Here is a 13,882-nt window from a genome sequence, read left to right as displayed (position 1 = left end):
GCATCCCGGGCGATCCTCCGTCGTCTAGCGTGAAGGGATGATCACTCGCGAGCTCGCCGTCACCCTTCGAGAGGCCGGACTCGTCTGGCACCCGGCAGAGGGCGATCGCTTCCAGCTCGATCTGCCCGACGAGGTCGAGCTCGAGGCGGAGGCCGAGATCTTCACGGTCAGCGAGATGACGATCGAGGCCAGGCAGACCCCGAGCGGAACCGACCTCGCCTTCAACGGCACGACCGAGTGGGCGCTCGACGCGGTGACGCTCGCCGACGCGGTCTGGCTGCCGCGCGAGGACCAGCTGCGCGAGCTGCTGCGCGGCACCTTCCGCTCACTGACGCGCGTCGAGGACGCCTTCCGCGTCGAGATCGAGATCGCAGACGCGACTTCGGTCTTCGAGCATCCGGACCCGTCCGAGGCGTACGGGCGCGCTCTGCTGGAGTTGATCTCCCGCTCGCACTGAGCCGCGCGCGGATGCCGTCTTGAAACCGGCCATCCACTGTGTCAGAATTACCTAACGATCGGTCAGTAAAGATGACCCGATGCCGAGGAGTCGATGATGACCAGTCCCGCAGACCTGTCCCTCGTGGGCGAGATCTCCGATGAGGAGCGCCTCTTCGACGAGCTCATCGCGAACGAGCAGCGCATCGAGCCGCGCGACTGGATGCCCGACGCATACCGCAAGACCCTGGTGCGCCAGATCTCCCAGCACGCGCACTCCGAGATCATCGGCATGCAGCCGGAGGGCAACTGGATCACGCGCGCCCCGAGCCTCAAGCGCAAGGCGATCCTGATGGCCAAGGTGCAGGACGAGGCGGGCCACGGCCTCTACCTCTACTCCGCCGCGCAGACGCTCGGCACCACCCGCGACGAGATGATGGACCAGCTCATCAGCGGCAAGGCCAAGTACTCGTCGATCTTCAACTACCCCACGCCCACCTGGGCCGACATGGGCGCGATCGGCTGGCTCGTCGACGGAGCAGCGATCTGCAACCAGGTGCCGTTGTGCCGGGCGTCATACGGTCCCTACGGACGCGCGATGGTGCGGGTCTGCAAGGAGGAGTCGTTCCACCAGCGGCAGGGGTTCGAGATCCTCCTCTCCCTCATGCGCGGCACCGACGAGCAGCGCGAGATGGCGCAGGACGCCGTGAACCGCTGGTACTGGCCGAGCCTGGCGATGTTCGGGCCGCCCGACGATCAGTCCCCGAACTCGGCGCAGTCGATGAAGTGGAAGATCAAGCGGTTCTCCAACGACGAGCTGCGTCAGCGCTTCGTCGGGATGCTCGTGCCGCAGGCGGAGATCCTCGGCGTGACCCTCCCCGACCCCGACCTGCGCTTCGACGATGAGACCGGGCAGTACGTGATCGGCGAGATCGACTGGGACGAGTTCTTCGAGGTGCTCCGCGGCAACGGACCCTGCAACGCCGAGCGGCTCGAGCGCCGACGCACCGCGCACGAAGAGGGCGCCTGGGTGCGCGAGGCCGCGGCCGAGTACGCCCGCAAGCAGTCCCTGAAGACGAAGGCGGTGGCGTGATGGCGACTCCGGGAGCCGACCCTTCGGCACGCTCAGGGACCCATGGTGGGGAATTGTGGCCGCTGTGGGAGGTGTTCGTCCGCGCCAATCGCGGGCTGAGTCACGTGCACGTCGGATCGCTGCACGCGCCCGACGCCGAGATGGCGATCCGCAACGCCCGTGACCTCTACACGCGCCGCGGCGAGGGCGTCTCGATCTGGGTCGCACCGGCCGAGGCGATCACGACGAGCGACCCGGATGCCAAGGGCGCCTACTTCGAGAGCCCCGCCGGCAAGAACTACCGCCACGCCGTCTACTACACCGCCTCCGAGGGGGTGCCGCACCTGTGAGCGCGCCACACCTGGACACCGCGCACGAGGACACCGACGTGCACGGCGACGTCTCGGTCGACGAGCTCCGCCTCTCGCAGGAGCTCTCCGGCACCGGCGCGGTCGCGGCATCGGCAGACATCGCGGAGTACGCCCTGCGCCTCGGGGACGACGCGCTCATCCTCTCCCAGCAGCTCGGCGAATGGATCTCCCGCGCCCCCGAGCTGGAGGAAGACGTCGCCCTGGGCAACATCGCCCTCGACCTGCTCGGGCACGCGCGCTCCTTCCTGCACTACGCCGGGTCGTACGACGGCCGCAGCGAAGACGACCTCGCCTTCTTCCGCGACGAGCCCGAGTTCCGGTGCGCCTGGATCGTGCAGCAGCCCAACGGCGACTTCGCCCAGACCATCGCCCGGCAGTTCGTGGTGGCCACCTACATGTTCGAGCTCTACTCCGCGCTCCGGGCGAGCAGCGACGAGACGTTCGCGGCGATCGCGGAGAAGTCGCTCAAAGAGGTCGACTACCACCGCGATCACGCGGTGCAGTGGGTGCTGCGCCTCGCGGGAGGCACCGAGGAGTCCCGCACCCGGACCATCCGGGCGATCGGAGACGTCTGGCCGTACGTCGATGAGCTGTTCCGCGACGACGACCTGATCGAGCGACTCGGCGATGCGGCGGTGCGCCCGTCGAGTCTGCGACCCGGATTCGACGGTGTGGTCGCCACGGTCTTCGCCGAGGCGGAGCTGTCGGTGCCCGCGGTCGCGGCTTCCTCCGCTGGCGGACGGCACGGCGCCCACGCGACTCCGCTCGGCCACATCCTCGCCGAGATGCAGGTGCTCGCGCGACGGCATCCTGGGGCGTCATGGTGACCCTCACCCCGACCCAGGCGGCCTGGCGCATCGCCGCCGGTGTGCCCGACCCCGAGGTCCCCGTGCTCACGATCGAAGACCTCGGCGTTCTCCGGGCGGTCGAGGCCGACGGCGATCGCGTCTGGGTCGACATCACCCCGACCTACAGCGGCTGCCCCGCGATGGACACGATCCGCGACGACGTGATCCTCGCGCTCACGGCCGCGGGGTTCGACCGGGTCGAGGTGCGCCTCGTCCTCTCCCCCGCCTGGACGACGGACTGGATGTCGGATGCCGGCAAGGCCAAGCTCGCCGCCTACGGAATCGCACCGCCGTCCGGCCGTGCTGCGGTGTCGACCGGTCCCATCCGGCTCGCGCTCAGCGTGCGCTGCCCCCGCTGCGGTTCCCTCGACACCCGTGAGGTCTCCCGCTTCGGCTCCACCTCGTGCAAGGCGCTGTTCGAATGCCGCGCGTGCCTCGAGCCCTTCGACCATTTCAAGGTGCACTGACATGTCGCTCTTCACGTCCGCGCCGGCATCCGTCCCCCGTGCGACGACAGCGCGCGAGACCGCCCCCCGAAAGCGCGCCCGCTTCCACACGCTCACCGTCGAGGACGTGCGCCCCCTCACCGACGACGCGGTCGAGGTGACGTTCACGGTGCCCGCCGCGCTCGCCGACGAGTACGACCACCTTCCCGGCCAGTACGTGGCCCTGCGCATCACGCTCGACGGGGTCGAGGTTCGGCGCTCCTACTCGCTGTGCCGCGCGCCGGAGCACCGCGACGACGGGCAGGACACGCGCCTCAGCGTGGCCGTCAAGCGCGACGAGGGCGGGCTCTTCTCCACGTGGGCGCAGACGGGGCTGCACGCGGGATTCCGGATCGACGTGATGAGCCCGCAGGGCACGTTCACCTCTGGGCTCGACGACCTCGACCACCGGCATGTCGTCGGCATCGCCGCGGGCTCCGGGATCACGCCGCTGATGGCGCTCGCGCACACGGTGCTGACCCGCTCCGACTCCTCGCGGTTCACGCTGCTGTACACGAACCGCGCCACGCTCGACGTGATGTTCCTCGAGGACCTCGCCGACCTCAAGGACCGGTATCCGACGCGACTCGTGCTGCACCACGTGCTCTCCCGCGAGCAGCGGGCGGCACCGGTGCTGTCCGGCCGGATCGATGAGGCGAAGCTGCGCACGATCCTCGGCACGCTGATCCCTCCCGCCACCGTCGACGAATGGTTCCTGTGTGGCCCGCTCGCCCTCGTCGACCTCTGCCGCGAAGTGCTGGCCGACGTCGGCGTCGACCGCTCGCACATCCGCTTCGAGTTGTTCACGACCGGTGACGAACCGGCCCGTGCGGCCCGCCCGGTGCAGGTGCGCACCGGCGAGAAGACCGTGCGCATCGAGGTCACGCTCGACGGCGTCTCCTCGACCGTGGAGAGTCCGGTGGACGCGCACGAGTCGGTGCTCAACGCCGCCCTGCGCGTGCGCCCCGACGCGCCCTTCGCCTGTGCGGGCGGGGTCTGCGGCACCTGCCGCGCACGGGTGCTCGAGGGCAGCGTCACGATGACCGAGAACTACGCCCTGGAGCCCGACGAACTCGAACGCGGGTTCGTGCTCACCTGCCAGTCCCACCCCACCAGCGACCGTGTGGTCGTCGACTACGACGTCTGACCAGGAGCCCCCATGATCGACCTCACCGTCACCGACGACGTCGCGACGATCGTGCTGAATGCGCCGACGAAGCTGAATGCGCTCGACGAGCACGCGCTGGGCGAGTTGGATGCCGCCTACGCGGCCGCGGAGGCCGCGGGCGTGCGGGCGCTGGTGCTGCGCGGCGAGGGTCGCGCCTTCTGCGCCGGGCGCGACATCTCGGCGGTCGACCCGCGAGACGACGACGTCCTCGGCTACCTCGGTGGTCTGGTGACCCCGCTGCTGCAGCGGATGGCACGGTTCCCCGCACCGACCTTCGCGGTCGCGCACGGCGCCTGCCTCGGTGTCGGTCTCGGCCTGCTGATCGCGACCGATGTGGTGTACGTCGCCGAGTCCGCGAAGATCGGCTCCCCGTTCGCCGCACTCGGTGCGACGCTCGACTCCGGCGGTCACGCGCTCTTCCTCGACCGGCTCGGGGCGCACAAGACGCTCGACCTCATCTACACCGGGCGCCTGATGAGCGGGGCCGAGGCCGTGGCTTCGGGGCTCTTCTCGCGGGTCTTCCCCGACGACGAGGTCGTGCAGGCGACGACGGACGCCGCCGCGACGGCCGCCCGCGGCGCCACGGCGGCCTTCCTCGCGAGCAAGGAGCTGATCGCGCGCATCCGCGACGAGCGGCTCGCGCTGTGGGATGCGGTCGGCATCGAGAACGCCGCGCAGGCCGCCCTGTGCGACACCGACGACTACCGCGAGGGTTTCGCCGCGTTCCAGGAGAAGCGCAAGCCGGAGTTCCGCGGGCGCTGAGGGCGCGACGTCCGGCGCATGCACGCGCGCAGCAGGCCACCACGCCGCATCAGGCCATCACGCCGCATCAGGCCATTCGTCCGCGAATCGGCCTGATGCGGGGCTTTTGCCTGTCCACGCCGTGCGCCCCGGTCTACGGAACCTTCCGATGTCGGAGGCCGGTGCGAGAATGCTCGGATGAAGCTCGCAGAGCTGGTCACCACGACCGACCGCGTCGGGGCCACGTCGTCCCGGCTCGCCAAGATCGATGCCCTCGCCGAACTGCTCGCACGTGCCGACCCATCCGAGCTTCCGGTCGTCATGGGCCTGCTCCTCGCCTCACCACGCCAGGGCAGATTGGGCGTCGGATGGCGCGGACTCTCGGCCATCGACATCGCGCACGCCGACGAGTCCGCACTCACCGTCTACGATGTCGACGCGTCTCTCGATGCCCTCGCCGCGACGTCGGGTTCGGGCTCGGCGGCGGGCCGCACCGGCATCCTCGTCGATCTCGGCTCGCGGGCGACCGCAACTGAGTGGGACTTCCTCGTGCGCGCGATGCTCGGCGAGCTGCGCACCGGTGCATTGTCGGGCGTGCTCCTCGACGCGATCGCCCGAGCGTCCGACCGTCCGGCGGCCGTCGTCCGACGGGCCGCGATGCTGTCGGGCGACCTCGGCGAGACCGCGCGCATCGCCCTCACCGGAGCACCCGGTGACCTCGAGGCGGTCGGGCTCCAAGTGGGGCGTCCGGTCCTGCCGATGCTGGCCTCGACGGCGGCGACGGCGTCGGAGGCACTGCAGGTCACCGGCGAGGCATCCGTGGAATACAAGCTCGACGGCGCCCGTATCCAGGTGCACCGCCACGGTGACGCGGTCGGCGTCTACACGCGGAGCCTCGCCGACATCACGCACCGAGTGCCCGAGATCGTCGAGATCGTGCGGTCGCTGCCGGTGCACGACATCATCCTCGACGGCGAGACGCTGTCGCTCGACGAAGACGGCGGGCCGCGACCGTTCCAGGAGACCATGTCGCGGTTCGGGGCAGAGGTCTCGCGGGAGCTCGTGCTGCGGCCGTGGTTCTTCGACGTGCTGCACATCGATGGGCGCGACCTGCTCGACGAGCCGCTCTCGACCCGGTTGACCGAGCTGGAACGGGTGGCCGGTGCATGGCGGATGCCCGGCGTCGTCACGGCCGACGCGGATGCCGCCGAGCAGCTGTCGCGTGAGGCCCTCGCCGCCGGGCACGAGGGTGTCGTGGTCAAGGCGATCGATGCGCCCTACGCCGCAGGGCGCCGAGGGAAGTCGTGGGTCAAGGTCAAGCCGGTGCTGACCTTCGACCTGGTGGTGCTCGGCGCAGAGTGGGGCTCAGGGCGTCGTCGGGGGTGGCTCTCGAATCTGCACCTCGGTGCGCGCGATCCCGACGGCGAGTTCGGCGACTCCGGCGGGTTCGTGATGGTGGGCAAGACCTTCAAGGGGCTCACCGACGAGCTGCTGCGGTGGCAGACCTCCGAGTTCCCCGAGCACGAGTCGCATCGCACGGCGTCCACCGTGTTCCTGCGCTCCGACATCGTCGTCGAGATCGCGATCGACGGCGTGCAGCGCTCCCCGCGGTATCCGGGTGGCATCGCGCTGCGCTTCGCCCGGGTGAAGGGCTACCGTCCGGACAAGACCGCGGCAGAGGCCGACACGATCCAGACGCTGCGGTCACTGCTGCGCGGATGACCCGCCGGGTGAGGGCGGCTCAGGCCGAGGGCGTGAGCCCCAGGTCCTCTTCGCGCACCGTGCCCTGGAACGACCACGGGAAGTTGATCCACAGGTCGGTGTCCTTCCAGGCGAAGTCGGGCTGGATGATCGTCGAGGGCTTGGTGTAGATCGTGACCGACCGCACGTCGGCCCCCTTCTCCTGCAGCAGCTGCACCGCCAGCGCGAGCGTGCGCCCGGAGTCGGCCACATCGTCGACGAGCAGCACCCGGCGGCCGTCGAGATACGCCATGTCGAGCTCGGGCGGAAGCACCTCGGGCGCATCCAGCACCGTGCCGATCCCGGTGTAGAACTCGACGTTGATCGCGCCGCAGTTCTTCGCCCCGAGACCGTATGCGATGGCGCCGGCCGGGAGCAGCCCGCCGCGGGCGATCGCCACGACCACCTCCGGCTCGAAGCCCGTGGCGAGGATGTTCCGCGCCAGCTCTCGTGTCGCCGCTCCGAAGCCGTCCCAGGTCAGTGTCTCGCGCTCGAGCGCCGCATCCGTCATCTCTGCATTCTCCCGCATCCCGGTATGCACTCTCGCCGCTAGACTGAGCGGGTCCGGCCCGGCCGGTGCCTGAAAAAGAGGCACGAAGCACTCCGCGAAGACGCGGAGGCGAGACACATACGGATCCCGCAGTTCCTCCGTCCCTGTCTCGAAAGGCTTTTGCATGCCCACCGTCTCCGCACACGTCGCTCTCACCCTCGCCCAGCACATCGACTCCGTCTTCGGCGTGATGGGCAACGGCAACGCCTACTTCCTCGACGCGATCGAGACGCAGACGGACGCCTCCTTCACCGCCGTCCGCCACGAGCAGGGCGCCGTGGTCGCCGCTGACGCCCACTTCCGCGCGTCCGGGCGCATCGCCGCCGGCACCTCGACGTACGGCGCCGGATTCACCAACACGCTGACCGCTCTGGCCGAGGCCGTGCAGGCGCACGTGCCGCTCGTGCTCGTGGTCGGCGACGAGCCCACGTCGGGCCCGCGCCCGTGGGATGTCGACCAGATCGCGCTCGCCTCCGCCGTCGGCGCCCGCACCTATACGGTCGGCCGAGCCGATGCCGCCGCCACGACGGTCATCGCCATCGAGCACGCGCTGACCTACCGCGTCCCGGTGGTCCTCGCCATCCCCTACGACGTCGCGGCCCTCGAAGCCGGCGACGTTCCTGCGGCCCCGTCGCCGCGGGTGCCCGCTCCCCTCGCCCCGCGTGGCGAGTTCGCCGAGGGGATGCTCGACGAGATCGCGGATGCTCTGCGCACGGCGCAGCGCCCGTTCCTCCTCGCGGGCCGCGGCGCGTGGCTCTCCGGCGCCGGCGCGGCCCTGGGCGAGCTCGCCGCGGCCATCGGCGCCCTGACAGCATCGTCGGCTCTCGGCCGCGGCGTCTTCCCCGACACGCAGTACGACCTCGGCGTCACCGGCGGTTTCGGCGCCGATAGGGCGATGGAACTCATCCGCTCGGCCGACGTCGCCGTGGTGTTCGGGGCCTCCCTGAACCAGTTCACGATGCGCTTCGGCGAGCTCTTCGCGCCGGGGACGAAGGTGTTCCAGGTCGACATCTCCCCCGCGGCCACTCATGCCCACGTCGGCGGGTTCGTGCGCGCCGACGCGCGTCTGGCCGCCGAGGCCCTCGTGACCCGGCTCGGTGGTTCCGTGCCGTCGACCCCGTGGCGGGAGACCGTCGACGTCGTGGCGGCCCGGGCGTACGAGGCCGGCGACGATCTCGCCGCCGACGGACGTCTCGACCCGCGGTCGGCCGCGCGTCGTATCGCGGAGCTTCTCCCCGAAGACCGCATCGTCGTGTCCGACGGCGGCCACTTCATCGGCTGGGCGAACATGTACTGGCCGGTCGCCGCGCCCGATCGGATGATGATGATCGGCACGGCCTTCCAGTCGATCGGGCAGGGCTGGCCGAGCGTCGTCGGGGCCGCCCTGGCTCGGCGCGAATCGACCGTGGTGCTCACCTCGGGCGACGGCGGTGGGCTGATGGCGATCGCCGATCTCGAATCCGCTGTCCGCGCGGCCGGTGGCCGGGGCATGGCCGTCGTCTGGAATGACGCGGCCTATGGGGCCGAGGTCAACCTCTACGGCCTCAAGGGGCTGGCCGAGGGACCGATGCGCATCCCCGAGGTGGACTTCGCCGCGTTCGGTGCAGCCGTCGGAGCGGAGGGCATCGTCGTGCGCACGCTCGCCGACCTCGACCGCCTCGAGAGCTGGACCGCCGAGGATGCCGCTTCCCGCCGCTTCCTCCTCCTCGACCTGCGCATCTCCGGGGACGTCATCGCGCCGTACCAGCAGGAGATCATCCGCGTGAACTCCTGACGCGACTGGCAGACTCGGAGGATGCCGGGTCTCCATCACGTCGAACTCTGGGTCGCCGACCTCGATGCCGTGCGCACGGAATGGCGCTGGATCCTCGATCGCCTGGGCTTCACGCTCGACAGCGAATGGGGCGGCGGGGAATCCTGGGCCGCGGGCGGCACCTACCTCACCTTCACGACCTCTCCGAATCTGTCGGATGCCGCACACGACCGTCGTCGCGCGGGACTCAATCATCTGGCGTTCCACGGTGGCACCCCCGCTGCCGTGGATGCGCTCATCGCCGAGGCTCCTGCGCACGGCTGGCACCCGCTCTACGCCGAGCGCTACCCACACGCCGGCGGCGAACAGCACTACGCGGGGTGGCTAGAGAACGCCGCAGGCTTCAAGGTCGAGGTGGTCGCCGACACCGCGTCGATGCCGGCGACCACCTCTGCCGTCTAGCTCTGAGCGCCGTAATCCGGGAGCTCCTGCAGCGTCCAGCTGTTGCCGTCCGGGTCGTCGAAGGACACGAACCGCCCCCAGTCCATGTTCTCCACGCCTCCGGCTTCGACGCCGAGCCCCTGCAGATGCGCCAACGCCTCATCGGCGTCGGGAACCACGACCTGGATCGTGTTCTGCTGTCCCGGCTCGAGATCGATGCCGAGACCGGTGCCGAACGCGATCGAGCAGGCCGACCCCGGCGGAGTCATCTGCACGAACCGCAGACCCTCGACGGGCGTCTGGTCCCAGTCGGCGTTGAAGCCGATCTTCTCGTAGAAGGCCTTCGACCGGTCGACGTCCGAGACCGGGACGAAGATGAGTTCGATCTTCCAATCCATCACGCACTCCTCCTGTCGGGCGCCGTCGCCCGTCGGCGTCCACCGTACGCGCGGCCACCGACGTCGCACCAGAGCTCCGACGGACCAGATCCCGACGGATCACCCGACCCCCGTCGGACGACTGAAGGTCAGATCCAGCCCTTGTCGACCGCGATCCGCACGGCCTGTGCCCGGTTCGCCGCACCGGTCTTGCCGATCGCCGCGGAGAGGTGGTTCCTCACGGTTCCCGCGGACAGGAACACCTCCGCCGCGATGTCCGCGGCCGAGCGCCCGTCCGCGGCGAGGCGCAGCACCTGACGCTCCCGGTCGCTCAGCGGGTTCGCCCCCTCGAACAGACTGTCGGCTGCGAGAACGGGGTCCAGTACGCGCAATCCGGAATGCACGCGACGAACGGCCTCCGCGAGCTGCTCGGCAGGAGTGTCCTTCACGATGAAGCCGCTGGCTCCGGCATCCAGCGCCGCACGCAGGTAACCCGGGCGCGCGAAGGTGGTCACGACGAGGATGCGGGTCTGCGGACTCGCCTCGCGGATGCGTCGCGTCGCCTCCACCCCGTCCATGCCCGGCATCTGGACGTCCATCAGGCACACCTCGGGCCGCAGCTCCTCCGCGAGCCGCAGCGCCTCCGCGCCGTCGGAGGCCATGCCGACCACCGTGAGATCGGGCTCCAGGTCGAGCAGTGCACCCAGAGCACCGCGCACCAGCGCCTGGTCGTCGGCGATCAGCAGGCGGATGCCGGTGCCCTCACCGGTGGCCGTCACCAGGTCACCTCCACGCGGGTTCCCGAGCCATCGGCTTCACGCGCCGCGGCGATCACGAAACCCGCCCCCGCCGCTGCCGCACGCTCGCGCATGCCACGGATGCCGTTGCCCGCCTCGCGCCCCGCGCCCTCCTTCATGCCGACCCCGTCGTCTTCGACCACGAGCCGCCCCGGCGCCAGCAGCACCCGCACGGTACGCGCCTCGGAATGACGCAGCGCATTGGTCGTCGCCTCGCGCAGGATCCACCCCGCCGTGATGGCCTGGACCGGCGACAGGGCATCGGCTTCCCCCTCGACCCGCAGGTCGATGTCGGCCGCCCGGAACGAGTCCCGCGACGACGCGAGCTGCTCGACCAGCGTCGTCGCCCGCGCACCCGCCACTGACGACCGCACCCCGGCGATCGCCTCCGCGGTCAGTCGCTCGATGTCGGCGAGCTCGGCCTTGGCGCGCTCCGGATCGGAGTCCATGAGGCGGCGCACGAGCTGTGCCTTGAGTCCGACGACCGTCAGCGAGTGACCGATCAGGTCGTGCACGTCGCGGGCGACGGCTTCGCGCCCCTCGCTGGTGGCCAACTCGAGACCGAGCTGCTCCGCCTCACCGGAGCGGATGATGAGCCAGGTGGACACCGTGTTGACCACGCCGAGCAGTCCGACGATCGCCAGGACGGAAAGGTAGTTCAGTCCGCCGGGCAGCAGGAAGACACAGAGGGCCGTGACGGCGAAGGCGCCGACCGTCGCGATCCAGTGCCACACGCGCGTGAGCCCGTACGAGGCGAACGACATGACGAACGGCAGGAAGCTGAGCGCCGATCCGCCCTCCGCCGGCACCGAGACCAGAGCGCACACGATGAGGATCGCGAACGTGACCCACTGCCGCACCGACGGCGGCCGACCCAACCCTCCGCCGCCGCGCATGCCATGGATGAAGCCGCTGACGTACAGCACGACGAACGTGACCAGCGCGATCCAGCCCACGACGATCCACGCGAGCGGCGCCTCGGAGCGCAGCAGCGCGATCACCGGGTAGACGAGGAAGACCAGCCAGATCACGGCCATCAACCAGCCGAATCGCGCCCACGGGTCCTTCCCGACCGCTCCGCGCGACGACCTCGCTCCCGGAGCCGACCATGCGGCGGGCGGCGCTCCCAGGGCGGCGAACCGCCCGGCCTCCCCGGATGGTTCCGAGGAGGCCCGCTTCGAGTGCTGCGTCATCCGTCCAACCTACTGTCGTCCCGCGATGCTGCCGGCGCGGCTACTGCCGCGCCCGCGAACGCTTCATGCCCATGGTGACCAGCAGCACGAACAGCGCGAGCCACACGGCGACGTTGAGGAACAGCATCCACAGCTCATCCGTCTGCCCCGTGGTGAGGGTGCCGTCGGTCAGCGGCCAGCGACTCAGGGCGACGAAACCGTAAAGAGGTGTGAATCGGGCGATGTCGAGCATGACCCCGTCGAGGGGCATGAAGACGTTGCCGAAGAACGCGAAGAACGTCATCGAGATCGACGCGAGCGCGGCCGCCGAGTCGGAACTGAAGAACAGCCCGACGCCGAGGCCGAACAGACCGTACATCAGACCGATGCCGAGGATGATGCCCGCGGTCGCCACCCAGCGCCAGCCGTCCTCGACCTCCGCGCCGGTCATCATCCCCGCTGCGAAGACCGCCACCAATGCCAGCGCCGCGAAGGCGACCGCCGTGAGCAGCTTGGTCAGCGCGTAGCCCGCTGTCGTCAGCGGTGTCATGGCGAGCTGGCGGCCCCAGCCCTGTTTCGCCTCGGTCGCGGCGAGCGAGGTCAGCGAGCTCATCGCGACCGCCGTGCCGTATGCGGCCATCGAGGTCATCACATAGAACGAGACGTTGCCGTGCCCGGCCGAGAGCGAGCCGTAGCCCATCCCGGCACCGAACAGCAGATACATCGCGACCGGCATCGCCAGGGTGAACGCGAGCGTGTAGGGGTTGCGCAGCTGGCGGACGCCTTCGATGCGCAGCATGGTGGGTGAGACGAGCATGTCAGTTCTCCGTCAGAGCCGTGAAGGCGGTTTCGAGGGTGGGTGCGGCGATCTCGAGGTCGTGAGCGCCGTGGTCGAGAAGGATGCGGGCGGCGGCGTCGGAGTCCGCGGCGCGCAGGCTGAGGCGGTCGCCGTCCAGCCGCACGTCGACGACGCCGTCCGTCGCGCTCAGCGTCGCGACGAGCGCCGCACCGGCCGCACCGGTCTCGCCGACCGTCGCGGACACGGTCCGCTCCCCCAGGCTCGCTCGCAGCAGAGCCGTCGGCGCATCCGCGACCACCGCGCCGCGGTGCATCACCACGGTGCGCCGCGCGAACTGCTCCGCCTCCTCCAGGTAGTGGGTGGCGAAGATGATCGTGCGCCCGGCATCCGCATCGGCCCGCATCACGTCCCAGAAGTGCCGCCGAGCCGTGACGTCCATTCCGGCCGTCGGCTCGTCGAGCACGAGGATGTCGGGATCGGACACCATCGCGAGCGCGAACTTCACCCGCTGCTGCTCTCCCCCCGAGCACTTCGACACGCGGCGGCGGGCGAGGTGCTCCAGGTCGGCACGGGCCATGACCTCCGGCACCCGCGCGGCTGCTTCCGCTCCGTACAGCGAAGCGATGAGGCGCACGGTCTCGCCCACGGTCAAGTCGCCCAGCAGGCCGCCGGTCTGCAGCACGGCGCCGATCGCCCCACTCGAGGTCGCCTGCTCGGGAGCCACGCCGAGCACCCGGACGCTGCCGCTGCTGGGCTGCGTGAGCCCCAGGAGCATGTCGAGCGTCGTCGTCTTGCCCGCACCGTTCGGGCCGAGCAGCGCGACGACCTCGCCGCGACGGATCGAGAGGTCGACCCCGCGGACGGCCTGCACACGTCGGTCTCCCGAGCCGAAGTGGCGGGTGACGCCGTTCAGCTCGAGCACGACCGGATCATGGTTCGGGGCTTCGGATGCCGGACGCGCGGTGACCTGCGTCGCCGACCCGTCCACAGAGGTGTTGTTCATGCCTCCAGCCTCGCGGGAGGAGCTTCCCCGCGCCGGAGGGAGGTGTCATCTCCTCGGCATGACACGTGTCATGCCGAGGAGAGGCGAACCGGGCCTCGCGTTCTGAAGGAGAACTCGCGTTCCGAAGGAG

The 13,882-nt window shown here is 70.2% G+C and carries 16 protein-coding genes; 10 read left to right on the top strand and 6 right to left on the bottom strand.

The annotated features are described in order from the left end of the window. Positions 1 to 37 precede the first annotated feature (37 nt). From ACFC14_RS10950 to ACFC14_RS10915, 8 genes are all read left to right on the top strand, one after another. Positions 38 to 457, top strand: coding sequence for a pilus assembly protein CpaE (locus tag ACFC14_RS10950; protein WP_376104132.1), 420 nt, complete (start codon positions 38 to 40; stop codon positions 455 to 457). A gap of 96 nt (positions 458 to 553) precedes the next feature. After that, positions 554 to 1,528 (top strand): 1,2-phenylacetyl-CoA epoxidase subunit PaaA, encoded by a 975-nt coding sequence (gene paaA, locus ACFC14_RS10945; protein WP_376104129.1) that lies wholly within the window; start codon positions 554 to 556, stop codon positions 1,526 to 1,528. Continuing rightward, complete coding sequence (gene paaB / locus ACFC14_RS10940; protein ID WP_376104126.1) at positions 1,528 to 1,857, top strand: 1,2-phenylacetyl-CoA epoxidase subunit PaaB; 330 nt, start codon at positions 1,528 to 1,530, stop codon at positions 1,855 to 1,857. The genes paaA and paaB overlap by 1 nt, the downstream gene beginning before the upstream one ends. Continuing rightward, entirely contained in the window at positions 1,854 to 2,705 is an 852-nt protein-coding gene (paaC, locus tag ACFC14_RS10935; RefSeq protein ID WP_376104123.1) for a 1,2-phenylacetyl-CoA epoxidase subunit PaaC, read from the top strand. Before paaB ends, paaC begins: the two co-directional genes overlap by 4 nt. Beyond that, positions 2,699 to 3,193 carry a 1,2-phenylacetyl-CoA epoxidase subunit PaaD gene (paaD, locus tag ACFC14_RS10930; protein ID WP_376104120.1) on the top strand — a complete coding sequence of 165 codons (495 nt, stop codon included), beginning with the start codon at positions 2,699 to 2,701 and terminating at the stop codon, positions 3,191 to 3,193. Before paaC ends, paaD begins: the two co-directional genes overlap by 7 nt. A gap of 1 nt (position 3,194) precedes the next feature. Further along, entirely contained in the window at positions 3,195 to 4,358 is a 1,164-nt protein-coding gene (paaE, locus tag ACFC14_RS10925; RefSeq protein ID WP_376104117.1) for a 1,2-phenylacetyl-CoA epoxidase subunit PaaE, read from the top strand. 12 nt (positions 4,359 to 4,370) lie between these two features. After that, on the top strand, positions 4,371 to 5,141 hold the full coding sequence (locus ACFC14_RS10920) for an enoyl-CoA hydratase/isomerase family protein (protein WP_376104114.1): 771 nt from the start codon (positions 4,371 to 4,373) through the stop codon (positions 5,139 to 5,141). 177 nt (positions 5,142 to 5,318) lie between these two features. Continuing rightward, the gene (locus ACFC14_RS10915) at positions 5,319 to 6,842 is read left to right on the top strand and encodes an ATP-dependent DNA ligase (protein ID WP_376104111.1); all 1,524 of its coding nucleotides are present in this window, start codon (positions 5,319 to 5,321) and stop codon (positions 6,840 to 6,842) included. Between the two features lie 19 nt (positions 6,843 to 6,861). Here ACFC14_RS10915 and ACFC14_RS10910 read toward each other — a convergent pair whose 3' ends face one another. Next, positions 6,862 to 7,371, bottom strand: a complete 510-nt coding sequence (locus ACFC14_RS10910) for a phosphoribosyltransferase (protein ID WP_376104108.1) — start codon at positions 7,369 to 7,371, stop codon at positions 6,862 to 6,864. Positions 7,372 to 7,534: 163 nt separating this feature from the next. Between ACFC14_RS10910 and ACFC14_RS10905 the strand changes: the two genes are divergently transcribed. Beyond that, positions 7,535 to 9,184 (top strand): thiamine pyrophosphate-binding protein, encoded by a 1,650-nt coding sequence (locus tag ACFC14_RS10905; protein ID WP_376104106.1) that lies wholly within the window; start codon positions 7,535 to 7,537, stop codon positions 9,182 to 9,184. A gap of 21 nt (positions 9,185 to 9,205) precedes the next feature. Then, a complete protein-coding gene (locus tag ACFC14_RS10900; RefSeq protein WP_376104103.1) occupies positions 9,206 to 9,625 on the top strand; it encodes a VOC family protein in 420 nt (139 codons plus the stop codon). On the opposite strand, the gene ACFC14_RS10895 is transcribed toward ACFC14_RS10900, so the two are convergent. From ACFC14_RS10895 to ACFC14_RS10875, 5 genes are all read right to left on the bottom strand, one after another. Further along, the gene (locus tag ACFC14_RS10895; RefSeq protein WP_376104100.1) at positions 9,622 to 10,002 is read right to left on the bottom strand and encodes a VOC family protein; all 381 of its coding nucleotides are present in this window, start codon (positions 10,000 to 10,002) and stop codon (positions 9,622 to 9,624) included. The genes ACFC14_RS10900 and ACFC14_RS10895 overlap by 4 nt on opposite strands. Before the next feature lie 128 nt (positions 10,003 to 10,130). Beyond that, the gene (locus ACFC14_RS10890) at positions 10,131 to 10,763 is read right to left on the bottom strand and encodes a response regulator (protein WP_376107162.1); all 633 of its coding nucleotides are present in this window, start codon (positions 10,761 to 10,763) and stop codon (positions 10,131 to 10,133) included. Beyond that, positions 10,757 to 11,971: a sensor histidine kinase gene (locus ACFC14_RS10885; protein ID WP_376104097.1), complete on the bottom strand. Its 1,215-nt coding sequence runs from the start codon at positions 11,969 to 11,971 to the stop codon at positions 10,757 to 10,759. Before ACFC14_RS10885 ends, ACFC14_RS10890 begins: the two co-directional genes overlap by 7 nt. 40 nt (positions 11,972 to 12,011) lie before the next feature. Then, a complete protein-coding gene (locus ACFC14_RS10880; RefSeq protein ID WP_376104095.1) occupies positions 12,012 to 12,767 on the bottom strand; it encodes an ABC transporter permease in 756 nt (251 codons plus the stop codon). Position 12,768: 1 nt separating this feature from the next. After that, entirely contained in the window at positions 12,769 to 13,752 is a 984-nt protein-coding gene (locus tag ACFC14_RS10875; protein ID WP_376104092.1) for an ABC transporter ATP-binding protein, read from the bottom strand. Positions 13,753 to 13,882 lie beyond the last annotated feature (130 nt).

Origin of the sequence: Microbacterium sp. NPDC055988, from assembly GCF_042269505.1 — a bacterium.
Lineage (GTDB): Bacteria > Actinomycetota > Actinomycetes > Actinomycetales > Microbacteriaceae > Microbacterium.
This window is presented reverse-complemented; position numbering and strand designations above follow the sequence as displayed.

Coding starts and splice junctions, on each gene's coding strand:
- ACFC14_RS10950 (WP_376104132.1), top strand. CDS start 38: ATGATCACTCGCGAGCTCGCCGTCACCCTTCGAGAGGCCGGACTCGTC.
- paaA (WP_376104129.1), top strand. CDS start 554: ATGACCAGTCCCGCAGACCTGTCCCTCGTGGGCGAGATCTCCGATGAG.
- paaB (WP_376104126.1), top strand. CDS start 1,528: ATGGCGACTCCGGGAGCCGACCCTTCGGCACGCTCAGGGACCCATGGT.
- paaD (WP_376104120.1), top strand. CDS start 2,699: ATGGTGACCCTCACCCCGACCCAGGCGGCCTGGCGCATCGCCGCCGGT.
- paaE (WP_376104117.1), top strand. CDS start 3,195: ATGTCGCTCTTCACGTCCGCGCCGGCATCCGTCCCCCGTGCGACGACA.
- ACFC14_RS10920 (WP_376104114.1), top strand. CDS start 4,371: ATGATCGACCTCACCGTCACCGACGACGTCGCGACGATCGTGCTGAAT.
- ACFC14_RS10915 (WP_376104111.1), top strand. CDS start 5,319: ATGAAGCTCGCAGAGCTGGTCACCACGACCGACCGCGTCGGGGCCACG.
- ACFC14_RS10910 (WP_376104108.1), bottom strand. CDS start 7,371: ATGACGGATGCGGCGCTCGAGCGCGAGACACTGACCTGGGACGGCTTC.
- ACFC14_RS10905 (WP_376104106.1), top strand. CDS start 7,535: ATGCCCACCGTCTCCGCACACGTCGCTCTCACCCTCGCCCAGCACATC.
- ACFC14_RS10900 (WP_376104103.1), top strand. CDS start 9,206: ATGCCGGGTCTCCATCACGTCGAACTCTGGGTCGCCGACCTCGATGCC.
- ACFC14_RS10895 (WP_376104100.1), bottom strand. CDS start 10,002: ATGGATTGGAAGATCGAACTCATCTTCGTCCCGGTCTCGGACGTCGAC.
- ACFC14_RS10885 (WP_376104097.1), bottom strand. CDS start 11,971: ATGACGCAGCACTCGAAGCGGGCCTCCTCGGAACCATCCGGGGAGGCC.
- ACFC14_RS10880 (WP_376104095.1), bottom strand. CDS start 12,767: ATGCTCGTCTCACCCACCATGCTGCGCATCGAAGGCGTCCGCCAGCTG.
- ACFC14_RS10875 (WP_376104092.1), bottom strand. CDS start 13,752: ATGAACAACACCTCTGTGGACGGGTCGGCGACGCAGGTCACCGCGCGT.